This window comes from Acidovorax sp. ACV01 (genome assembly GCF_014851495.1).
In the GTDB taxonomy this organism is placed as follows: Bacteria; Pseudomonadota; Gammaproteobacteria; order Burkholderiales; family Burkholderiaceae_C; genus Acidovorax; species Acidovorax radicis.
The window spans coordinates 385,288-407,409 of sequence record NZ_JACUZT010000004.1 but is presented as its reverse complement, the minus strand read 5'-3'; the positions used below and the strand labels follow the sequence as shown (position 1 = coordinate 407,409).

Genomic DNA, 22,122 nt, shown 5'->3' with positions numbered 1-22,122 from the left:
TCTTGCACACAGGAATCGAGTTCGATATGAACGACAACGCGGCAGGCATCGTTTTTCGCGACATTACCAAGCGCTATGGCAGCGACCCCTCGGCGGGTCTGGCCGTCAAAGGCATCAACTTCGAAGTGCCGCGTGGCACGCTGGCCACCATCCTGGGGCCCTCGGGGTGTGGCAAGACCACCACCTTGCGCATGATCGCGGGGCTGGAGTCGCCCACCTCCGGCACGATCCTGATTGGCGGCAAGGATGTGACCACGCTGGGCCCCGCGCAGCGCAATGTGAGCATGATGTTCCAGAGCTACGCGCTGTTTCCACACATGAACGTGGTCGAGAACGTGATGTACGGCCTGCGCATGTCGGGCCAGCCCAAGGACGTGGCCCGCACCAAGGCCGTGGAGGCCCTGCGCGGCGTGGGCTTGGTGGGGTATGACGACCGCCTGCCCAGCGAACTCTCGGGCGGCCAGCAGCAGCGGGTGGCGCTGGCGCGTGCGCTGGTGCTGGAGCCCGAAGTGCTGCTGTTCGACGAGCCCTTGTCCAACCTGGACGCCCGCCTGCGCCGCGAGATGCGCGAGGAAATCCGCGCGCTGCAGCAGCGCCTGTCGCTGACGGTGGCCTACGTCACGCACGACCAGGCCGAGGCCATGGCCGTGAGCGACCAGATCATCGTGATGAACCAGGGGCTGATTGCGCAAAAGGGCACGCCCCGCGCGCTGTATGAGACACCCCACAGCGAATTCGTGGCGGGCTTCATGGGCGAGGCGATGTTGTTCCCGGCTACCGCACAGGCCGATGGTTCGGTCTCGCTCGGGCCGCTGGTGCTGCGCCCCCGCATGGCGGTGCGCAGCGGGGCAGTGAAGGTGGCGGTGCGCCCGGAGGCCTGGCGCATTCACCGCCAAGGCGCAGGCCTGCTGCCGGCCCGGCTGGACAAACTGGCCTATCTGGGCGCGGTGCACGAATACACCTTCGAGACGGCGCTGGGCAGCATCTTTGTGGTGTCGTCCGACCTGGACGATGTGCTGTCTGTGGGTGACGACGTGCAGCTGAGCCTGGGTGCGCACGGCGTATCGGTGGTTGGTAGTACCGAAGGCGCTCAGCGCGATGCGGAATAATGGCGCCATGACGAACCAACTCGACGCCCTCAAACAGTTCACCACCGTGGTTGCCGACACCGGCGACTTCAAGCAACTGGCGCAGTTCCAGCCCCAGGATGCGACCACCAACCCCTCGCTGATCCTCAAGGCTGTCCAAAAGCCCGAGTACGCGCCGCTGCTGCAAGACACCGTGGCGCAGTTCCGGGGCCGGCCAATGGACGAGATCATCGACCGCCTGCTGGTGCGCTTCGGCCGCGAAATCCTGGCCACCATCCCGGGCCGGGTCTCCACCGAGGTCGATGCCCGCCTGAGCTTTGACACCAGCGCCACCGTGACCCGCGCCGAACGCATCATTGAGCTGTACCAGGCCGAAGGCATCCACATCGACCGCGTGTTGATCAAGGTCGCCGCCACCTGGGAAGGCATCAAGGCTGCCGAGCAATTGGAGCGCAAGGGCATTCACACCAACCTCACGCTGCTGTTCTCGTTCGCCCAGGCCGTGGCCTGCGGCCAGGCCAAGGTGCAGCTGATCTCGCCGTTTGTCGGCCGTATCTACGACTGGTACAAGAAGCAGGCTGGCGCAAGCTGGGATGAGGCCGCGCGCGCCGGGGCCAACGACCCGGGCGTGCAATCGGTCACGCAGATCTACAACCACTACAAGCACTTTGGCATTGCGACCGAGGTGATGGGCGCGAGCTTTCGCAACGTGGGGCAGATCACGGCGCTGGCGGGTTGCGACTTGCTGACCATCGCACCCGATCTGTTGGCCCAGCTGGCCGCGAGCGACGCGCCGTTGCAGCGGGCGCTCAATGCCGATGCGGCGAAGGGGATGGACTTGCCTGCGGTGAACTATGACGAGGCCGGGTTCCGGTTTGCGCTGAATGAAGATGCCATGGCGACGGAGAAATTGGCCGAAGGCATTCGGGCGTTTGCGGTGGATGCCGTGAAGCTGGAGAAGCTGATCCTGGTGGCTTGAGGTCGGAATTTTTAGTGTTTAGGCGGCTGGCGCTTGTGTAGCAAGCGCCAGCCGCTATTGTTTTTATAGCTCTGTGGTTTCCTCCGCCCGAATGGCAAGCGCGAGAACCAACCGCTATTAAAACAATAGCTGTTGGCGCTTGTTCAGCAAGCGCCAGGCTCCAAAAACACCAAAAAATCACCCCGCGGGCAGCCGCATCCCCACCCGCAACCCCCTCGGCACGATCCCCTCGGCCACCGTCCGGCCGCCGTGCCGCAGCGCAATCTCCTCCACGATCGACAAGCCCAGCCCACACCCGCCCGCCTTGTCCGATCCGCGCCAGAAGCGTGCAAACAGATCGCCCAGGTGCTCGGCCGGCACGCCCGGCCCATCGTCCTCCACCACCAGCAGGGCCCAGCGCCCGGGCTCCTCGTGGCCCACGCGCACCGTGACGGTGGCACCTTCGCCTGCATAGTGCAGTGCGTTGTCGATGAGGTTGTTGAGCGCCTCGCGCAGCAGCAGCGGATGGCCTTGTACCGCCAGCCGCTCGTCGCCCTCATAGCCCAGGTCCATGCCCTGCGCCAGCGCGCGGGCCGCCCATTCACGGGCCACTTCGCGGGCCAGGCTGCCGAGGTCGATGGTCTGCATTTCCACGTTCGATTCCGAGCGCGCCAGCTGCAGCAGCTGGTGCACCAGGTGGGCGCTGCGCTGTGCGGCCGACAGCACCTTGTGCAGCCGCTCCTGCACCGCGGGCTCGTGGCTTTCGTGCAGGGCCAGCTCGGTCTGGCCAATGAGCCCGGCCAGCGGTGTGCGCAGTTGGTGCGCTGCGTCGTTCAGGAAGCGTTTTTCCTTCTGCTGGCCGCGTGCCACGGTCTCCAGCAGCCGGTTGATGGTGCTGGCCAGCGAATGCACCTCCTGCGGGGCTGAGGTCAGCTCGATGGGGGGCAGCGGCGTGGTGCCGGCCTGCGGCAGGGCGCCGGCCCGTTCGATCTGGGCCTCCAGGCGTTTGAGGGGCTGCAGGCCGCGCAGCACACCCGCGTAGACCACGGCGCTCAGGGCCAGCCCCATCAGCCCCATGGGGAACACCATTTGTTCCAGCAGCTCGCGCGCAATGCGTTCGCGCACCGTCAGGCTTTGGGCCACCTGCACGCGCAGGCGCTGCCGGGTGGAGGCGGTACCGTAGTCCACGTCCAGCAAGGCCACGCGCACGGGTTTGTCGTCCACCCGTGCCTGGTACAAAAACGCCTCGCCCACAGCCACCTCCACCAGTGGGGGCGCGGGCAGCTGTGCGTTGCCCAGCAAAAAGCGGCCGGGCGGGGACGAGACCATGTAGGTGATGCGGTCGGCCGGGTCCTGCTCCAGGATGTCTTGCGCAGCCTTGGGGAAGTCCACCAGCAGCCCGTCGCCAATGGGCTTGATCTGCCGCGCCAGCGCACGCACGGACTGGGTCAACGTCTGGTCGATGCCCTTCTCGCCGTTCTGCAGCGCAATGCGCCAAGCCAGAAACCCGCCCGACAGCCACAGCACCAGCTGCGGCAACAGCAACCACAGCAGCAGCTTGCGTTGCAGAGAAACACCCGGAACGTGGCGCATGAATGACCGTAAAAATTAAGCGGCACGCGGCTTGCAACTGGCGCGACCGAGGCCAGTGCCGCCGCGCAAGGGCCGCCAAGCCGCAGATACGGCGCTGCGCTTGTGTGCGCTGGCGGCGTCCCCCCCACGGGGGGAAGATGCGCAGCATCTCAGGGGGGGCTTCATGGCCTGTTCAGCATGTACCCCAGCCCCCGGATGTTGCGGATGGCCAGCGGCGAGGTGTCGAGCTTCTTGCGCAGGCGGTGCACATACACCTCCAGCGCATTGGAGTTCAGGGGCGCGGCGGTTTGTCCGGGTTCCGGGGGGCTGGCGCGCCAGGCGGCCAGCACATCGTCGCGCGTGACGACCTCGCCGCAGCGGTGCACCAGCAGCTCCAGCAGTTCCCACTCGCGCTGCGTGAGGTCGAGCAGGTCGCCATTGAGCGCCGCTGAATGGCTGGCGTGGTCCAGCACCAGGGGGCCGATGGTGGTGCTGGCGCCGCCTGCGGCGCTGCTGGCCTGGGTAAAGGCGGGCTGGCGCGCACGGCGCAGCATGGCCTGCAGGCGGGCTTGCAGCTCCTGCATGTTGAAGGGCTTGGTGATGTAGTCGTCGGCCCCGGCATTGAGGCCCAGCACGCGGTCCTCCACACCATCGCGCGCGGTCAGGATCAGCACGGGCAGGCCGGCAATGTGGGTGCGTGCCCAGGTCAGCAGCTCCATGCCGTCGGCACCGGGCAGGCCCAGGTCCAGGATGATGCCGTCCACTGCCTGCGACTGCAGCAGCGTGGTGGCCTGGGCCACACTGGAGGCCGTGTGCACGCCGAATTCCAGCTGCTGGAGCTGGCCAGTCAGCGCGTCCAGCAGCAGGGCATCATCTTCAACAATCAGTATCGTGGCCATGGGATTGAGCATAACAAAGCACCCTGCCAAAGGCCCCTGCGGGGTGGCAATGCCTGCACGCGCAGCGGTTGGTAATTCAATAACGGGCTAATGGCGTTGGTATGTAACCCACACCCGGGAAAGCCCTGATATGTTCATTAATTATTGTAATTAAAGTACCGACTGCGCTGAACAGCACCGGATTCCGGCGCACCCAACGGATTCAAACATCGAGGAGACAAGGGTATGTGGAAGTTGACAAAAATCGCCGCAGTGGCGGTGGGCCTGGCGGCAGCGATGTCGGCCAGCGCGGGGGAGGTCGAGGTTTTGCATTACTGGACTTCGGGCGGCGAGGCCAAGTCGGTGGCCGAGCTCAAGAAGATCATGCAGGCCAAGGGCCACACCTGGCGCGATTTCGCCGTGGCAGGTGGCGGTGGCGACAGCGCCATGACCGTGCTCAAGAGCCGCGTGATCTCGGGCAACCCCCCTTCGGCCGCCCAGACCAAGGGCCCGGCCATCCAGGAGTGGGCGTCCGAAGGCGTGCTGGCCAACATGGACACCCTGGCCAAGGCCGAGAAGTGGGATGAGCTGCTGCCCAAGGTCGTTGCCGATGTGATGAAGTACAAGGGCGCCTACGTGGCCGCCCCCGTCAACGTGCACCGCGTCAACTGGATGTGGGGCAGCTCCGAGGCCCTGAAGAAGGCTGGCGTGGCCGCCATGCCCAAGACCTGGGACGAGTTCTTTGCTGCGGCCGACAAGCTCAAGGCTGCCGGCCTGGTGCCCGTGGCCCACGGTGGCCAGAACTGGCAGGATTTCACCACCTTCGAATCCGTGGTGCTCGGTGTCGGTGGTCCCAAGTTCTACCAGGACGCACTGGTCAAGCTTGACGACAAGGCCATCAACAGCGACACGATGAAGAAGTCGCTCGAGACCTTCCGCCGCATCAAGTCGTATACCGACCCTGGCGCCCCGGGCCGCGACTGGAACCTGGCCACGGCCATGCTGATCCAGGGCAAGGCAGGCTTTCAGCTGATGGGCGACTGGGCCAAGGGCGAGTTCCTGGCGGCCAACAAGGTGCCCGGCAAGGACTTCCTGTGCGCCGCAGCACCGGGCACGACCACGTCGTACACCTTCAACGTGGATTCGTTCATCCTCTTCAAGCTCAAGGATGCCGCCGCCCAAAAGGCGCAGAGCGACCTGGCCAGCTCCATCATGAGCACCGAGTTCCAGGAAGTGTTCAACCTGAACAAGGGCTCGATCCCGGTGCGCGCCGGCCAGAAGATGGACAAGTTCGACGACTGCGCCAAGGCCTCGGCCAAGGACTTCGTCGACACCGCCAAGAGCGGCAGCCTGCTGCCCAGCGTGGCCCACGGCATGGCGATTGCGCCCGCCACCGAAGGTGCCATCAAGGATGTTGTCAGCCAGTTCTGGAATGACGACAAGGTGAGCGTTGCCGACGCGATGAAGAAGATCGCGATCGCCGCCAAGACCAAGTAAGCCAAGTAAACCACCACTAGAGGGATCCCATCATGATGAAAAGAAACCGCCTCACGGCGGTGGCTTTGGCCGCCGCATGCGCGATGAGTAGTGCCATGGCAATGGATGTTGCCGGCTTTGAGTTCAACGGTTACTCACGGGGCGGCCCGGTGTTCAACCACTCCGACGGCGTCAAGGGCAACCTTTCGCTCGGCGGCGAGCTGCAGAAATACCGCCTGGGCAATGAGGGCGACAACGGCATCGAAGTCAACTTCGCACGCGGGTTTGAAGCCGGCGGTGTCAAGTGGAAGGTGAACTACATGCCCGCCAAGTGGGGCAGTGGCGACATCAGCACCGAACAGGCCTTTGTGGAAATGAGCGGCTTCTCGTTCTCCCCCGAAGCCAAGTTCTGGGTCGGCCAGCGCCGCCTGCGGATTCAGGACGTGCACATCGTCGACTACTTCCTGCTCAACTATGGCGACAACATCGGTGCGGGTGTGACCGATGTGCCGATCGGTGGCATGAAGCTGGGTGTGGGCGTGTTCACCGGCGACAAGTTCGACGGTGGCTTGCCCAACAACGTGAAGGCGCACCGCATCAACGCCGACCTGTCGGAGATCAACACCAACCCCGGCGGCAAGCTGCGGGTGCTGCTGACGGCAGTGGGTGGCAAGGGCCAGGTCAACGGTGGTTCGGGTTCGGGCATCTCCTTCATGCACAACCAGAAGGAATTCCTGCTGCCCAGCATCAGCAATACCCTGTACCTGCAAACGTCGCGGGGCCATGCACGCATCGACGGAGAGTTCGAGGCCATCGAGGGCACGAGCGCGGGCAAGCGCGCCACCCGCATCGCCGACTCCATCAACTGGCAAAGCGGTCCGTTTGGTGGCCAGGCCCTCATTGGCTACCAGACCAACAAGGCCGACCTGACGGGCGTGGAGACCAAGGACTTCTCGCTGGGCGGCCGCGGTTCGTACGCGTTCACCAAGAACTTCAAGGGCCTGGTGGAACTGTCCACCACCACCCGCAAGGGCACCGGCCCTGACCAGCGCCTGTCCAAGGCAACGCTGGCGGGCGCCCTGGCCCTGTCGGAAGACTTCTGGTCACGTCCCGAGTTGCGTCTGTATGTGACGAAGGCCAACTGGAACCAGGCGGCTGCGGTGGCCAATGCGGCCACGTTCGGCGCCAACGGCAAGACCTCGCGCACGCTGGTGGGCGTGCAATATGAGGTCTGGTGGTAAGTGATTCCACTTCGGGCCGCAGGGAGCGCGGAGCGCTCGTCCCGCAAAGCCTTGCGGCCCGGACATGGAATGGTTGAGTGAGTTAGCGAGTTAGTCAGAGGTTACTTTGTTCATTTGGGGGGCACTCCTGCGTGCCCCCCGCTTTTTCTAGTGCAGGACGATGACAAACACATACCGTGGCCATGAGCAAGAACACGTTTGAAACATGGCTGCCCAAGCTGGTCGTGACACCGGCTTTTGTTCTGGGCTTTGCCTTCATCTATGGCCTGATGGTCTGGAATGGAGTGTTGAGCCTCTCCGCATCGCGCATGCTCCCCAACTACGAGTGGGTGGGCCTCGCACAGTACGAAAAACTCTGGGAGATGGACCGCTGGTGGGTGGCCCTCAAGAACCTGGGCATCTTCGGGGTGGGCTACGTGGGCGGGTCCCTGGCCATCGGTGTGGTGCTGGCGGTGCTGCTGGACCAGAAGATTCGCGCCGAGGGCGCGCTGCGCACCATCTACCTGTACCCCATGGCGCTGTCCTTCGTGGTCACAGGCACGGCCTGGAAGTGGCTGCTGAACCCGGGCCTGGGCATTGAAAAAATGGTGCGCGACTGGGGCTTTCCCAATTTTGAATTTGGCTGGCTGGTGGACACCGAGATGGCCATCTATTGCGTGGTGATCGCGGGCATCTGGCAAAGCGCGGGCTTTGCGATGGCGCTGTTCCTCGCGGGCCTGCGCGGCATCGACGACAGCATCATCAAGGCCGCCCAGGTCGATGGCGCCTCGCTGCCCCGCATCTACTGGCGCATCGTGCTGCCGGCGCTGCGGCCCGTGTTCTTCTCCACCGTCATGGTGCTGTCGCACCTGGCGATCAAGAGCTTTGACCTGGTGATGGCACTCACGGCCGGTGGCCCCGGCTTTGCCACCGACGTGCCTGCAACGTTCATGTACACCATGTCGTTCTCGCGCGGCCAGATCGGCCTGGGCGCCGCCAGCGCCACCATGATGCTGGCCACCGTGGCGGCCCTGGTCATCCCCTACCTGTACAGCGAACTGCGCAGCAAACCCCATGACCGCTAAGCCTTCTGTATTTCCTTCCGTGGGCCGCCTGCTGGTCTATGCGGTGCTGGCCCTGGCCACCGCCTTCTTTTTGCTGCCGCTGTATGCGATGCTGGTCACGTCGTTCAAGGACGCCGAGGAAATCCGCAGCACGTCGCTGCTGGCCTTGCCCGCCGCGCTGAACTGGTCGGCCTGGGGTACCGCGTGGTCCAGCGCCTGTACGGGGGTCGACTGCAACGGACTGCGTCCGTTTTTCCTGAACTCGGTGGCCATGGCCGTGCCGGCCGTGATGATCTCCACCGTGTGGGGCGCGCTCAATGGCTATGTGCTGAGCCTGTGGAAGTTCCGGGGCAGCGATGCGCTGTTTGGCATGCTGCTGTTCGGCGTGTTCATGCCCTTCCAGGTGGTGCTGCTGCCGATGAGCCAGGTGCTGGGCTGGCTGGGGCTGTCGAGCTCCATCACCGGGCTGGTGCTGGTGCACTGCCTGGCGGGGCTGGCGGGCACCACGCTGTTCTTCCGCAACTACTACGCGGCCATCCCGAAAGAGCTGGTGAATGCCGCACGCATGGACGGCGCGAGCTTCTTCCAGATCTTCTGGCGCATCGTGCTGCCGCTGTCCACGCCCATCATCATGGTCACGCTGATCTGGCAGTTCACCAACATCTGGAACGACTTCCTGTTTGGCGTGGTGTTCTCGGGCACCGACTCGAAGCCCGTGACCGTGGGCCTGAACAACCTGGCCAACACCAGCAGCAGTGTGAAGGCCTACAACGTGGACATGGCGGCCGCGATCATCGCAGGCTTGCCCACCATGGTGATCTACGTTCTCGCAGGCAAGTTTTTTGTGCGCGGCCTGACGGCTGGCGCGGTGAAAGGTTAAGGAAAATCATGGCGTCTTCATTGGACATCGCGGGCATCAACAAGCGCTTTGGCAAGGGCGACAAGAGCGTGGAAGTGCTGCGCAAGATCGACATCCACGTGGCACCGGGCGAATTCCTGATCCTGGTCGGCCCCTCGGGCTGCGGCAAGTCCACGCTGCTCAACATCATTGCGGGCCTGGACGAGCCCACCGAAGGCGAGATCCGCATCGCCGGCAAGAACGTGGTGGGCATGCCTCCGCGCGACCGCGACATCGCCATGGTGTTCCAGAGCTACGCGCTCTACCCCACACTGTCCGTGGCCGACAACATCGGCTTTGCGCTGGAGATGCGAAAGATGCCCAAGCCCGAGCGGCAAAAGCGCATCGACGAAGTGGCGGCCATGCTGCAGATCAGCCACCTGCTGGACCGCCGGCCCAGCCAGCTTTCGGGCGGCCAGCGCCAGCGTGTGGCCATGGGCCGTGCGCTCGCGCGCCAGCCGCAGCTGTTCCTGTTCGACGAGCCGCTGTCCAACCTCGACGCCAAGCTGCGCGTGGAGATGCGGGCCGAGATCAAGCGCCTGCACCAGGCCAGCGGCATCACCAGCGTGTACGTGACGCACGACCAGGTCGAAGCCATGACGCTGGGGTCGCGCATTGCGGTGATGAAGGGCGGCGTGGTGCAGCAACTGGGCACGCCCGACGAGATCTACAACCGCCCGGCCAATACCTATGTGGCCACGTTCATCGGCTCACCCACCATGAACCTGCTGCGCGGAGGTGCGCAGCCCGCCGGGCACTTTGGCATCGAAGGCGCATCGTTGAGCCTGGCACCGCCCACGGGTGCCGCAGAGATGCTGCTGGGCGTGCGCCCCGAGCATCTGCAACTGCAGGACGACGCGCCCTGGCGCGGGCAGGTGAGCGTGGTGGAGCCCACGGGCCCCGACACCTATGTGATGGTGGACACCGCCGCAGGCAGCGTCACGCTGCGCACCGATGCACAAACCCGCGTGCAGCCGGGCGACCACGTGGGCCTGACGGTAGCACCTGCCAACGCCCACTGGTTCGACGCGAAGTCCGAAGAGCGGCTGACGGGCTGAGAGGGGCGAGCCCCGTCCGCTGGGTCGCCGCAAGAAGGGACTTTGGTCTTTGCCTGAAGGGGTAATTCAGGTAAAAAGAGGCTCCAGCGCTTATCCATAAAGCGCGAGTAGCTATATAAATAATAGCATTCGCGATCCACGGGCCGCCGTCTGCCGGAGGGCAGCGGGGGCGTGTGACCTTTGGCCTCCATCTTTTTCCTATGCAACCTCAGCGCCTCCTCGCCGACATCGGCGGCACCAACATCCGACTGGCCTGGCAGAACGAGCCGGGCGGCCCCTTGAACGACACGCGGGTGCTGCCCTGCGCGCAGTTCCCCACCGTGGACGCTGCGCTGGCGACCTATCTGAAAGAAGTGGGTGTGCCCACCCCGCGCGAGGCGGCTTTCGGCATTGCCAACCCCGTCACGGGCGACGCGATCCGCATGACCAACCACAGCTGGAGCTTTTCGCAGCGCGCGGTGCGCGAGGCGTTTGGTTTCGAGCGGCTCGTGGTCATCAACGACTTCACCGCATTGGCACTGGCGCTGCCCCTGCTGACGCCCGACCTGCTGCGCCCCGTGGGCGGCGGCGAGGCCGTGCCGGGTGCTGCGATTGCGCTGCTGGGCCCAGGCACGGGCCTGGGTGTGTCGGGGCTGGTGTTCCCGCCCGGCTCCAGCAACGGCGTGCCCTTGTCGGGGGAGGGCGGGCATGTGTCGCTGGCGGCGCAGACGCAGCGCGAATTCGATGTGCTGGCCATCCTGCAGGAGCGCTACGGCCATGTGTCGGCCGAGCGCGCTGTGTGTGGTGCGGGGCTGGTGGACCTGTACCATGCGCTGCGCCGCCTCGCGCAGCGGGGTGGCAAGGAGGTCAGCTCGGCCTCCCAGGTGACTGAGCTGGCCCTGCAGTCCAACGACGTCCTGGCGCTGGAGGCGCTGGATCTTTTCTGCGGCTTTCTGGGCAGCGTGGCGGGCAACCTGGCCCTCACCCTGGGGGCGCGCGGAGGCGTTTTCATTGGTGGTGGCATGGTGCCGCGCCTGGGCACGTGGTTTGACAAATCCTCGTTCCGCGCGCGGTTCGAGTCCAAGGGCCGCTTTCAGCCCTACCTCGCGTCCATCCCGTGCTGGATCATCGACCCCAGCGCCACGCCAGCGCTGTATGGCGCGTCGCGCGCGCTTGACATCGCGGGCTCTGAGGGATGAGCGACGGCCCCGCCGCGCTGCCCGCGCTGCAGGTCAGCGGTGTGCACCATGTGGCCATCATCGCCAGCGACTATGCCCGCTCGCGCCGCTTCTACACCGAGGTGCTGGGTCTGCGGGTGGTGAACGAAGTCTTTCGGGCGGAGCGGCAGTCGTACAAGCTGGATCTGCAACTGCCCGATGGCACGCAGGTGGAGCTTTTTTCCTTCCCCAACTCCCCGGCGCGCCCGTCGTACCCTGAAGCCTGTGGCCTGCGCCATCTGGCACTGAGCGTGGCCGACATGGAGGCCAGCCTGCTGACCCTGGCTGCGCACGGTGTGGCAGCGGAGCCGGTGCGGGTCGATCCGTTTACCGGCGCGCTGTTCACCTTTTTTGCAGACCCCGATGGCCTGCCCGTTGAACTGGTAGGCCCACGGCCGGTATAGCCAGCGCCTTTGCAGAGCGCCATGCCGCACAGGGCAACCTGGGCGGCATTTTTCTTTGCAGCGTGGGCTGTCAGTTCTCGCAGTATTGTTTTCAAAACTGGAACAGTTAGTTTGCGACTGAGTGGTTTTTCTCTGAACAACAGAGGCGTACAGTTCAACCCATCGATGAGCCGAACCCGCAAGGCGACTCACCGAACCCGGTTTGAAGCAGCTTTCCTCTCCCGCTCTTTGCTCCGGTTTTTTGAGACGCTTTTTTAACTTCAAGGATTTTCATCATGAACAAGACCGCACGTTTCCTCTCCATCGCCGCTGTAGCCGCTTTCGCTTCCTTCGGTGCCCAGGCTGACGAAGCCGATGCTTCGCAATTTGCCACCAAGTTCGACACGAACCGCACCCGCGCTGAAGTGGCTGCTGAAGCCGCTACCGTGGCACAGACCCGCTCCATTGAGCCTGCTGGTTCGCGTGTGGTGACTTACAAGTCCACCGCTGACCGCGCTGCTGTGCGTGCCCAGGCTGCTGAAGCCCTGCGCACTGGCCAGATCTCTTCTGGCGAAATCGGCGCCATGTAAAGAATGCGGGCCTTCCCGTGGTGGTGGCATTTCACGGTCGTGGATGCCGCCACCATGTGGAAGTGTTTCCCCACACACGACGTGCAACGACGATTGCATGCATGAAAACGGGCTCCCATCTGGGAGCCCGTTTTGCTTTCTGATTGCACCAACAGTGCCTCAAACACGCGCTGCATAGGCCAGTGCTCCCGCGCAAGGGCTGCCCCGCGGCGCTGGGAGCGTCGCCCCTTTACCGGGAAGGCGCGCAGCGCCTCAAGAGGTCACATCTCCTCACTCCAGCAATACCCATCGCGCGCAATCATTGCGCTGGCCGAGCTCGGCCCCCAGCTGCCCGCCATGTACGGGCGCGGCCCCACCGGGTCGTTCTTCCAGTGCTGCAGGATGGGCTCTACCCAGCGCCAGGCTTCCTCCTGTTCGTCGCTGCGCACGAACAGGTTCAGGCGGCCTGCAATCACGTCGAGCAGCAGGCGTTCGTAGGCGCCCACGCGCTCGGTGCCAAAGCGTTGGTCGAAGTCCAGGTTCAGCTGCACCTGCGACAGGGCGGGTTCCGTCTGGTGCTGGGCAGCGCCCTGGGCCAGCAGGTGCAGCTCCAGCCCGTCCTTGGGCTGCAGGTTGATCACCAGGCGGTTGGCGGCACCAGCGGGTGTTTTGAAGATGGGATGCGGCACGGGGCGGAAGTTGACAACGATGTGTGCGTCGCGCCCCGCGAGGCGTTTGCCGGTGCGGATGTAGAACGGCACGCCGGCCCAGCGCCAGTTGCTGATCTCGGTGCGCAGCGCCACAAAGGTTTCGGTGGTGCTGCCGGGGGCCACGCCTTTTTCCTGCAGGTAGCCGGGCACGGCGTGGCCCTGCGCGTTGCCTGCGCTGTATTGCCCGCGAATCACATGCTGGCCGATGGTCTCCATGCTCCAGGGCTTGAGCGACTGCAGCACCTTGAGCTTTTCGTCGCGGATGGCGTTGGCGCTGGAGTTGATGGGTGGCTCCATGCCAATCGCGCACAAGAGCTGCAGCGCGTGGTTCTGCACCATGTCGCGCAGGGCGCCTGTCTGGTCGTAGAACGCGCCACGCGTTTCCACACCCAGTTCTTCGGCAATGGTGATCTGGATGTTGGCAATGGTTTCGCGCCGCCACAGGGGCTCGAACAGCGCATTGCCAAACCGCATGGCAAACAGGTTCTGCACCGAGGGCTTGCCCAGGTAGTGGTCGATGCGAAAGACCTGTTCTTCCTTGAGCACGCGGCGCAGGGTGTCGTTGATGGCCTGGTTGGATTTGAGGTCGTGGCCCAGCGGCTTTTCCAGCACCACGCGGGTGGTGGGGCCGTTCAGGCCGACGGCGGCGATCTGCTCGCACACGTTGGTGAACAGGCTGGGCGCGGTGGCCACATACATCACCACCGAGTCGGCACTGCGCTCGTGCAGCATGGCGGCCAGACGCGCATAGTCGTCGGTTTTGGACAGGTCCATGCGCAGGTAGTGCAGCAGCGCGCCAAAGCGTTCGAACTCGTCCGGGGTGGGGCGCTTGGCCAGTTCCACGCTGTCAAAACGCGACTGGATCAGGCTGCGGTATTGTTCATGGCTCAGCTCGTCGCGTGCCACCGCAATGATGCGGCCCCCCTCTGGCAGGGTTCCATGCCGGAACGCCTGAAACAATGCGGGCATGAGCTTGCGCCAGGCCAGATCACCTGTTCCACCAAACAGGACAAGGTCAAAACTCATGGGGTCTCCGTATCAAGGGTGTTGTTGTGCATCTGAGGTTGGAAATTGTAATCTCGTTACATTGAATTGTGTAGCCGTAGAGGTGGTAAAACGTTTTTTGACAGTTCGTGTGCAGAAAAGTATCGGATAAATTGTGTAATCAAGTTACTATCTCGCCGGTTTTCACCTCCCCACATCCTGAATCCACCATGTCCCTCCGTTGCGACCAAACTCCGCAGTGGCCTCAGTTGCAGGCCGCGTTCTCCGCAGATGGCAGCCGTCTGGACCTGCGGGAGGCCTTTGCCAGCGATGCGCAGCGCTTTGGGCACTTCAGCCAGCATGCGCCCGAGGTGTTTGCGGATCTGTCCAAGAACCTGTGGGACGCCGCCACCGAGGCGCTGCTGCTGGACATGGCCCGTGCCTGTGGCCTGGAACAGCACCGCGACGCCATGTTCGGCGGCCAGCCCATTAACAGCACCGAAGGCCGCGCCGTGTTGCACACGCTGCTGCGCCGGCCCCGGGGCCTTGCGTTGCCCGGCGACGGGCCGGACATTGCGCAGAAGCTGGACCAGGTGCACACCACGCTGGATGCCATGCTGGCCTATGCCGACACGGTGCGTGCGGATGGCGCCATCACCGATGTGGTGAACATCGGCATCGGTGGCTCGGACCTGGGCCCGCACATGGCCGTGCTGGCGCTGGATCAGTTCCGCGCTCCGGGCAAGCGGCTGCACTTTGTCTCCAACGTGGACGGGCATGAGCTGCACACCACACTGCGCACGCTCAAGCCCGAGAGCACGCTGTTCCTCATCGCCTCCAAAACCTTCACCACCGCAGAAACCATGACCAACGCGCGCTCGGCGCTGGCCTGGTTTGCCGCGCAAGGCGGGCAGGATGTGGGGCGCCACTTTGCAGCGCTGACCACCAACGTCGATGCCGCCCAGGCGCTGGGCATCACCACCACGTTCGGCTTCTGGGACTGGGTGGGCGGGCGCTACTCGCTGTGGTCGGCCATCGGCCTGCCCATTGCGATCGCGATTGGCTCCGAGGGCTTCCGCGATCTGCTGGCCGGTGCCCATGCCATGGACGAGCACTTCCGTACCGCACCCCTGGCGCAGAACCTGCCCGTGCGGCTGGGCCTGCTGGACATCTGGTACCGCAACTTCCATGGCTTCACCAGCCGCTGCATCGCGCCCTACCACGCAGCGCTGCGCCGCCTGCCGGCCTATCTGCAGCAGCTCGAGATGGAAAGCAATGGCAAGCGCGTGGGGCTGGATGGCCAGCCGCTGCCCTACGCCACGTCGCCCGTGCTGTGGGGTGAGCCGGGCACCAACGGCCAGCACGCTTTTTTTCAGATGCTGCACCAGGGCACCGACGTGCTGCCGCTGGAACTCATCGCCGTGCGCCAGCCCACCCACCCCCTGGAGGGCCACCACAACAAGCTGCTGGCCAACGCCCTGGCGCAGGCCCAGGCGCTGATGGTGGGCAAGGAAGGCGAAGACGGCCACCGTCACTTTCCGGGCAACCGGCCCAGCACCTTCTTGTTGCTGGATGCACTCACCCCCGCATCGCTGGGCGCGCTGATCGCGCTGCAGGAGCACCGCGTCTTCGTGAGCGGCAGCCTGTGGGGCATCAACAGCTTTGACCAGTGGGGCGTGGAGCTGGGCAAGGTGCTGGCCAAGGACATCGAGGCGCGTCTGGCCAGTGGCGACGCTGCGGGGCTGGATGGCTCCACGGCAGGGTTGCTGGAGCGTCTTCGCGCCCACGACTGAACCCCCAAAAAACCCAACACGTTCGCCCCATCCCCTTCCGTTCGGGCTGAGCTTGTCGAAGCCTGGGCGCAGCGCTTCGAAAAGCTCAGCGTGCTAGGTGGTGATGGCGGCAGCCGAGGACCCTTGCATGACCGCATCCCAGCCCGATTTCCGCTCGCCCGACTTCCTGCGCGCGCACATCCGCCAGACCATGGCGTTCTACGAGCCCGTGGCCACCGACGCGAGCGGCGGCATGTACCACTTCTTCCTGGACGACGGCACGGTGTACGACACGCGCACCCGCCACCTGGTCAGCGCCACACGTTTTGTGGTCACGCACGCCATGCTCTACCGCACCACGGGCGAGGCGCGCTACCAGGCCGGCATGTTGCACGCACTGCAGTTTCTGCGCACCGCGTTCCTCGACCCTGCCACCGGCGGCTACGCCTGGCTCATCGACTGGCAGGGCGGCCGCGCCACTGTGCTGGACGGCACGCGGCACTGCTACGGCATGGCGTTTGTGATACTGGCCTATGCGCGGGCTTTTGAAGCCGGTGTGCCCGAGGCGCGCGGCTGGCTGGCCGAGGCTTTCGACACCGCCGAGCAGCACTTCTGGCAGCCCGCGCAGGGCTTGTACGCCGACGAAGCATCGCCCGACTGGGTGCTGACGGACTACCGGGGCCAGAACGCCAACATGCACGCCTGCGAGGCCATGATCTCGGCCTTTCGCGCCACGGGCGAGGCGCGCTACATCGAGCGCGCCGAGCAGCTCGCGCAGGGTATCTGCCAGCGGCAGGCGTCGTTGTCGGACCGCGCATCGGCCCCCGCGGCCGAAGGCTGGGTGTGGGAGCACTACCAGGCCGACTGGTCAGTGGACTGGGAATACAACCGCCACGACCGCACCAACATCTTCCGCCCCTGGGGCTACCAGGTCGGCCACCAGACCGAATGGGCCAAGCTGCTGCTGCAGCTCGACGCCCTGGCGCCAGCAGATTGGCATCTGCCTTGCGCAAGGTTTCTGTTCGACGCAGCGATGGAGAAGGGTTGGGATGCCGTGCACGGCGGCATCGTCTACGGCATGGCACCGGACGGCAGCATCTGCGACGACGGCAAATACCACTGGGTGCAGGCCGAGAGCATGGCCGCTGCCGCCGTGCTGGCTGTGCGCACGGGTGACGATCGGTATTGGCAGTGGTACGACCGCATCTGGGCCTACTGCTGGGAGCACTTTGTGGACCACGAACACGGCGCTTGGTTTCGCATCCTGGACGGTGCCAACCGCAACCACACGCGCGAGAAAAGCAACGCGGGGAAGGTGGATTATCACAACATGGGGGCGTGTTATGACGTATGGCTGGCTTTGCGTGGGTAGCCTGAGGCCGACTGACGTTGCGTGACTCGGGGTGACGCCCCCGTTTGAAAAAAGCCCCGAAGAGATTGTGTCGATCAGTGCGCTACGTCTGGTTCGTTGTCGAGCGGGCGTACGAGCGCGTGAACTGAGCCAACTGGGTACGGATTGATGGACCCAGAGAAGGCACCACCGCGTGGAATCGCTCCAGCAGGGTTGATGCGTCCGGATGTGCATCGGTGACCTGCTCCAAGTACGCGATGGCGAAGATAGATTTGCCTCTTTTATCCGAGCCTGGGTCTTTTTCCAGCTTCTTCAGAATGGGCGTAAACCACTGGCGGACTGCTTCATAGGCTGAAGGGTCTCCTACAGCGGCCAATGCCCAGAGTACATATCCCTTGTCCGTGCCCTTTTGCGATAAGCACTCCATAAGCCAGGGTGTCGCCTGACTTCCTCCCAGCCGGGCAATAGCCAGCACAGACGTAGCCTTGGTGTCTGCGTGTGAGAAATCGGCCAGGGCTCTTAGCTCGGGAATTGCTTCTTTGGCGCCCAAATTCGCCAAGCCATGGCAAGCCGCAGGAACCGCTGTTTTTGGCTTGCGTTCACGAAGCACCTTGAGTAGTGACTCAGGCTCGTAGGGGATTCCCAGGCGGCAAAAATATATTTCATCATTCAGGCGCTGCTGGGTCACGGATTCAAGGCGTGCGGCTGCAGGATGTAAGGCCATTTGAACGGTATTCTGTTGATGAAGATGATCCAAAGCCGGGCTGAGAGTTGCGGCTCCTCTGTGCAGCCTTCTAGCCCTTGAAGAAGTTTACCGATAGCCCTGCCACTTCCGTCTGCACGCTAAACAGCGACCCCGCTGGAACCGCCGCCTGCTGCTCCTCCGCCGGCCTCCCCGCCCGCGCCGACGTGATGAACAACGTCCGCAAATCCTCCCCCCCAAAACACACCATGGTCGGGCACTGCACCGGCACTTCGATGCGTTGCATTACCTCACCCGTTGGCGACAGCTGCAGCACACACGCCCCCTCGTACATCGCCACCCAGTAGTTGCCCTCCACATCCACCGCCGCGCCATCGGGTCGGCCACCGTACGGCTGGCCGTCCACCTTGCGATCAAACCGCGCCCAGGGCTGGCGGTTGGCGATGGTGCCGGTGGCCACATCAAAGTCAAACCGGTCAATGCGGTGCTCCGGCGTGTTGGACCAGTACATGAACCGGTTGTCGGGGCTGAATGCGAGGCCGTTGGCGGTGAAGTTGTCGCCCGCCATGTGCTGCACGGCGTAGCCGCCGCCGGATGCCGACAGCCGCCACAGCGCGGCATCGGGGGCCGTGCGGGGGGTGATGACCGAGCCAGCCCAGAACCGGCCCGCCGTGTCGCAGCGGCCATCGTTCAGGCGCAGCACGCGGGTGTCGTGCTGGGCCGGGGGCAGCGGCGCCAGCAGGGTAAGTGCGCTGCTGACGGTGTCCAGCAGGTAAAAGCCGTCCCGTAACCCGATTACTATCTTTTTGTCCGCGGCGGGTGCGCAGCAGCCGGGTTCGCTGGGGGTCTTCCATTGCCGGTGCTGGCCGTCCGCCGGGCGCCAGGCGTTCACCGTGAATCCTTGGATATCACACCAGTAGAGGCAGTTTTCCTCAGGGTGCCAGAACGGCGATTCACCCAGCTCGGAGGGCGGAAGGGGCAGGCGCTGCAGGGTCATGGGTTGAAGTGAGGTGGTTATCGAGTTACATTCTAGGGCACTCAAACAGTAGCCCCGTATCCAATCCGAGGGCTTACCCACCGATGGAGCATCCCATGCATTCAGTCGTAGCGCGCGTGACGGCCCGCATCATCCAGCGCAGCACGGACACCCGCTCTGCCTACCTCGCCGGCATCGACGATATGCTGGCCCGCAAACCCACCCAGGAGCGCATGGGCTGCGCCAACCTCGCGCACGCCTATGCCGCGCTACCCGGCGCCGACAAGTTCAAGATCACGGTCGAAAAGGCGCCCAATATTGGCGTGGTCACGGCCTACAACGACATGTTGTCGGCCCACCAGCCGTACCAAAGTTACCCCGCCATCCTGCGCGACGAAGCCGCCCTGCACCGGGCCACCGTGCAGGTTGCAGGCGGTGTGCCAGCCATGTGCGACGGCGTCACGCAGGGCACACCCGGCATGGAGTTGTCGCTGTTCTCCCGCGATGCCATTGCCATGGCCACTGCGGTAGCGCTGTCCCATGATGTGTTCGATGGTGCGCTGCTGCTGGGTGTGTGCGACAAGATCGTGCCCGGCCTGCTGATCGGTGCCTTGCACTACGGGCATCTGCCCTGTGTGTTTGTGCCCGCAGGGCCCATGGGCACGGGCCTGTCGAACAAGGACAAATCCAAGGTGCGCGAGCAGTACGCGCAGGGCCTGGTGGGGCGTGATGAGCTGCTCAAGGCCGAGTCCGCCGCGTACCACAGCCCCGGCACCTGCACCTTCTACGGCACGGCCAACAGCAACCAGATGCTGCTGGAAGCCATGGGCTTGCACGTGCCTGGTGCGGCGTTTGCGCCACCCGGCACCGAAGAGCGCGAAGCCTTCACGCGCCAGGCCGTCCGCACGGTGCTCGACATTGGCAAGCGCGGATCGCGCTTCACGCCCATCGGGCGCGTGGTGGACGAGCGCTGCATCGTCAACGCCATGGTGGCCTTGCTGGCCACGGGCGGTTCCACCAACCATTTGATCCACTGGGTGGCCATTGCGCGCAGCGCGGGCATCCTGATCGACTGGTCGGACTTTGACGAGCTGTCGTCCGCCGTGCCGCTGCTGGCCCGCGTGTACCCCAATGGCGATGCCGATGTGAACCAGTTCCAGGCCGCAGGCGGCCCTGCGTGGATCCTGCGGGAGCTGCTGTCTGGCGGCTTCATGCACCCCGATGTGATGAGCGTGAACGCGGGAGGCATCGCCGCAGGCGGGCAGGGCGCTCCGGCGGTGTCGGGCGACGAGACCGTGTTGCGCCCGGTGTCCAAACCCTTCTCGCCCACCGGTGGGCTGCGCCTGCTGCAAGGGCGCCTGGGCCGCGCGGTGATCAAGGTCTCGGCGGTGCCCGAAGACCGCCACATCATCGAAGCGCCTGCGCGCGTGTTCGATTCGCAAGAGGCACTGCTCGCCGCCTTCAGCGCGGGCGAGGTGCAGCAGGACATGGTGGCCGTGGTGCGCTATCAGGGCCCGCAGGCCAATGGCATGCCCGAGCTGCACAAGCTCACCCCGCCGCTGGCCGTGCTGCAGAACCAGGGCTTCAAGGTGGCGCTGGTGACGGATGGGCGCATGAGCGGCGCATCGGGAAAGGTGCCCGCCGCCATCCACGTGACACCCGAGGCCATGTCGGGTGGCCCGCTGGCCAAGGTGCTGGACGGCGACATCGTGCGGGTGGACGCTGTGGCCGGCACGCTGGATGTGTTGGTCGATGAAGCCACCTGGGCAGCCCGCCCCGTGGCGCCGTACACCGCGCGCCCCGCCACCGGCTTTGGCCGTGAACTGTTTACCAACTTTCGCCGCCACGCTGGCGGTGCCGAACAAGGAGCCTGCACGTGGTTGTAGCAGGATGCACCCCCTGAGTCGCTGCGCGCCTTCCCCCTCTCTCGCTGCGCGGGAGGGGGACGCACCCGGTGGCCTGGCGAAGCCAGTTCCACGGGTGCACTGGTATGGGCCGCGCCCCTGTCATACGCCGCGTGCGGCATCCAACATCAAGGAGTATTCCCATGAATCCCATTGACATCGCCAGTCATGGCCCCGTCATCCCCGTCATCGTGATCGACCGCGTGGAAGACGCGCTGCCCCTGGCCGAGGCCCTGCTGGCCGGTGGCGTGAAGGTGCTGGAGGTGACGCTGCGCACCGCAGCGGGCCTGCCTGCCATTCAGGCCATTGCGCGCCACCTGCCGGAGGCGGTGGTGGGCGTGGGCACGGTGCTCAACGCCGACGACGCCCGCCGTGCCAGCGACGCGGGTGCACGTTTTGCGGTGAGCCCGGGTTACACCTCCGAAGTGGGCGGTGCCTGCAAGGGGTTGAACCTGCCGCTGCTGCCCGGCGTGGCCACGTCCGGCGAAATCATGGCGGCGCTGGCCGATGGTTTTTCGTTCCTCAAACTGTTCCCGGCCGAGGCTGCGGGTGGCATTCCGCTGCTCAAGGCCTGGGCCAGTCCGTTTGGACAGGTCAGCTTTTGCCCCACGGGGGGCATCAGCCTGGCCACTGCGCCCAACTACCTGGCGCTGCCCAATGTGCGCTGCGTGGGCGGCTCGTGGCTGACGCCGGCCGACGCCGTGCGTGCGGGCGACTGGGCGCGCATCACCCAGCTGGCGCGCGAGACACACGCGTTGCGCAAGGCTGCGTGAGTTTGCCAGGATTTTGGATGAAATAGGAGGCTGGCGCTTGTTCAGTATGCGTCGATAGCTATAAAAAGAGAAGCAAGCGCTGCGTGGTGGTTCGGCTGCAAGGTACGGCGGCGGAGGGTGGCCGCAGGCGCTGGGATCACTGCCTTGTGGACTTGCTGCCCTGCGCACCTCTATCATGGCGCGGGGCTTGTCCCTGCCACAACGGCTTCACGTTTCAAAGAGAGGGAGTTCTGTATGGATTTTGTTTCGGCTATCAAAAGCTGTCTGACGCAGTACGCTGGTTTCTCGGGCCGCGCTGTGCGCTCCGAATTCTGGTGGTTCTTTCTGTTCCAGGTGGTGGTGATGGTGGCGGCCAGTTTCCTCGGAGACGTCATCTCCGGCATCGTTTCCATCGCACTGGTGCTGCCCGCATTTGCCGTGGGCGCACGCCGGCTGCACGACATTGGCCGCTCGGGCTGGTGGCAACTGCTGACGCTGACCGGCATCGGTGTGTTGGTGCTGATCTACTGGTGGGTGCAGCCTAGCGAGGGCTGATCCTTACGCGCAGCGGACCTCCTGGGTCCGCCCGCACCAAGCCCGCTGGCCCCAC

20 protein-coding genes are annotated in these 22,122 nt (G+C 64.8%); 15 read left to right on the top strand and 5 right to left on the bottom strand.

The genetic code is table 11. The features are described 5' to 3' along the window. Window positions 1-26 precede the first annotated feature (26 nt). Together IB243_RS14455 and tal are read left to right on the top strand one after the other, a co-directional pair. Window positions 27-1,109, top strand: coding sequence for an ABC transporter ATP-binding protein (locus IB243_RS14455; protein ID WP_035197148.1), 1,083 nt, complete (start codon window positions 27-29; stop codon window positions 1,107-1,109). 7 nt (window positions 1,110-1,116) lie between these two features. After that, window positions 1,117-2,067 (top strand): transaldolase, encoded by a 951-nt coding sequence (gene tal, locus IB243_RS14450; protein ID WP_192427883.1) that lies wholly within the window; start codon window positions 1,117-1,119, stop codon window positions 2,065-2,067. A 177-nt stretch (window positions 2,068-2,244) separates the two neighbouring features. On the opposite strand, the gene IB243_RS14445 is transcribed toward tal, so the two are convergent. Together IB243_RS14445 and IB243_RS14440 are read right to left on the bottom strand one after the other, a co-directional pair. Next, window positions 2,245-3,639: a sensor histidine kinase gene (locus IB243_RS14445; protein ID WP_010462261.1), complete on the bottom strand. Its 1,395-nt coding sequence runs from the start codon at window positions 3,637-3,639 to the stop codon at window positions 2,245-2,247. A gap of 161 nt (window positions 3,640-3,800) precedes the next feature. Beyond that, window positions 3,801-4,517 (bottom strand): response regulator transcription factor, encoded by a 717-nt coding sequence (locus tag IB243_RS14440; protein WP_057229650.1) that lies wholly within the window; start codon window positions 4,515-4,517, stop codon window positions 3,801-3,803. A 225-nt stretch (window positions 4,518-4,742) separates the two neighbouring features. Between IB243_RS14440 and IB243_RS14435 the strand changes: the two genes are divergently transcribed. The 8 genes from IB243_RS14435 (at window position 4,743) to IB243_RS14400 (ending at window position 12,381) form a co-directional block, all read left to right on the top strand. Then, window positions 4,743-5,993 (top strand): ABC transporter substrate-binding protein, encoded by a 1,251-nt coding sequence (locus tag IB243_RS14435; RefSeq protein WP_192427881.1) that lies wholly within the window; start codon window positions 4,743-4,745, stop codon window positions 5,991-5,993. Between the two features lie 101 nt (window positions 5,994-6,094). Next, window positions 6,095-7,213: a carbohydrate porin gene (locus IB243_RS14430; RefSeq protein WP_010462256.1), complete on the top strand. Its 1,119-nt coding sequence runs from the start codon at window positions 6,095-6,097 to the stop codon at window positions 7,211-7,213. A 182-nt stretch (window positions 7,214-7,395) separates the two neighbouring features. Beyond that, window positions 7,396-8,277 carry a carbohydrate ABC transporter permease gene (locus tag IB243_RS14425; protein WP_035197039.1) on the top strand — a complete coding sequence of 294 codons (882 nt, stop codon included), beginning with the start codon at window positions 7,396-7,398 and terminating at the stop codon, window positions 8,275-8,277. Then, window positions 8,267-9,136 (top strand): carbohydrate ABC transporter permease, encoded by an 870-nt coding sequence (locus tag IB243_RS14420; RefSeq protein ID WP_010462252.1) that lies wholly within the window; start codon window positions 8,267-8,269, stop codon window positions 9,134-9,136. Before IB243_RS14425 ends, IB243_RS14420 begins: the two co-directional genes overlap by 11 nt. A gap of 8 nt (window positions 9,137-9,144) precedes the next feature. Further along, a complete protein-coding gene (locus tag IB243_RS14415; protein WP_035197041.1) occupies window positions 9,145-10,212 on the top strand; it encodes an ABC transporter ATP-binding protein in 1,068 nt (355 codons plus the stop codon). Window positions 10,213-10,412: 200 nt separating this feature from the next. After that, window positions 10,413-11,390 carry a glucokinase gene (gene glk / locus IB243_RS14410; protein WP_010462249.1) on the top strand — a complete coding sequence of 326 codons (978 nt, stop codon included), beginning with the start codon at window positions 10,413-10,415 and terminating at the stop codon, window positions 11,388-11,390. After that, the gene (locus tag IB243_RS14405) at window positions 11,387-11,812 is read left to right on the top strand and encodes a VOC family protein (protein ID WP_192427879.1); all 426 of its coding nucleotides are present in this window, start codon (window positions 11,387-11,389) and stop codon (window positions 11,810-11,812) included. The genes glk and IB243_RS14405 overlap by 4 nt, the downstream gene beginning before the upstream one ends. Window positions 11,813-12,087: 275 nt before the next feature. Next, the gene (locus tag IB243_RS14400; RefSeq protein ID WP_192427877.1) at window positions 12,088-12,381 is read left to right on the top strand and encodes a DUF4148 domain-containing protein; all 294 of its coding nucleotides are present in this window, start codon (window positions 12,088-12,090) and stop codon (window positions 12,379-12,381) included. Window positions 12,382-12,641: 260 nt separating this feature from the next. On the opposite strand, the gene zwf is transcribed toward IB243_RS14400, so the two are convergent. After that, entirely contained in the window at window positions 12,642-14,096 is a 1,455-nt protein-coding gene (gene zwf, locus IB243_RS14395; RefSeq protein ID WP_057229032.1) for a glucose-6-phosphate dehydrogenase, read from the bottom strand. Between the two features lie 188 nt (window positions 14,097-14,284). Between zwf and pgi the strand changes: the two genes are divergently transcribed. Together pgi and IB243_RS14385 are read left to right on the top strand one after the other, a co-directional pair. Continuing rightward, window positions 14,285-15,847, top strand: coding sequence for a glucose-6-phosphate isomerase (pgi, locus tag IB243_RS14390; protein ID WP_192427875.1), 1,563 nt, complete (start codon window positions 14,285-14,287; stop codon window positions 15,845-15,847). A gap of 127 nt (window positions 15,848-15,974) precedes the next feature. Continuing rightward, complete coding sequence (locus IB243_RS14385; RefSeq protein WP_192427873.1) at window positions 15,975-17,198, top strand: AGE family epimerase/isomerase; 1,224 nt, start codon at window positions 15,975-15,977, stop codon at window positions 17,196-17,198. Between the two features lie 82 nt (window positions 17,199-17,280). Here the strand turns inward: IB243_RS14385 and IB243_RS14380 are convergent, their stop codons facing one another. Together IB243_RS14380 and IB243_RS14375 are read right to left on the bottom strand one after the other, a co-directional pair. Continuing rightward, a complete protein-coding gene (locus tag IB243_RS14380; protein ID WP_192427871.1) occupies window positions 17,281-17,901 on the bottom strand; it encodes a HEAT repeat domain-containing protein in 621 nt (206 codons plus the stop codon). A gap of 70 nt (window positions 17,902-17,971) precedes the next feature. Further along, the gene (locus IB243_RS14375) at window positions 17,972-18,877 is read right to left on the bottom strand and encodes an SMP-30/gluconolactonase/LRE family protein (protein ID WP_192427869.1); all 906 of its coding nucleotides are present in this window, start codon (window positions 18,875-18,877) and stop codon (window positions 17,972-17,974) included. Window positions 18,878-18,972: 95 nt separating this feature from the next. Between IB243_RS14375 and edd the strand changes: the two genes are divergently transcribed. The 3 genes from edd to IB243_RS14360 all read left to right on the top strand — a co-directional run bounded on the left by edd (window position 18,973) and on the right by IB243_RS14360 (window position 22,067). After that, the gene (gene edd / locus IB243_RS14370) at window positions 18,973-20,742 is read left to right on the top strand and encodes a phosphogluconate dehydratase (RefSeq protein WP_192427867.1); all 1,770 of its coding nucleotides are present in this window, start codon (window positions 18,973-18,975) and stop codon (window positions 20,740-20,742) included. A 161-nt stretch (window positions 20,743-20,903) separates the two neighbouring features. Continuing rightward, window positions 20,904-21,533 (top strand): bifunctional 4-hydroxy-2-oxoglutarate aldolase/2-dehydro-3-deoxy-phosphogluconate aldolase, encoded by a 630-nt coding sequence (gene eda, locus IB243_RS14365; RefSeq protein WP_192427865.1) that lies wholly within the window; start codon window positions 20,904-20,906, stop codon window positions 21,531-21,533. 234 nt (window positions 21,534-21,767) lie between these two features. Continuing rightward, window positions 21,768-22,067, top strand: a complete 300-nt coding sequence (locus IB243_RS14360; protein ID WP_010462236.1) for a DUF805 domain-containing protein — start codon at window positions 21,768-21,770, stop codon at window positions 22,065-22,067. The last annotated feature ends 55 nt before the right edge of the window (window positions 22,068-22,122 follow it).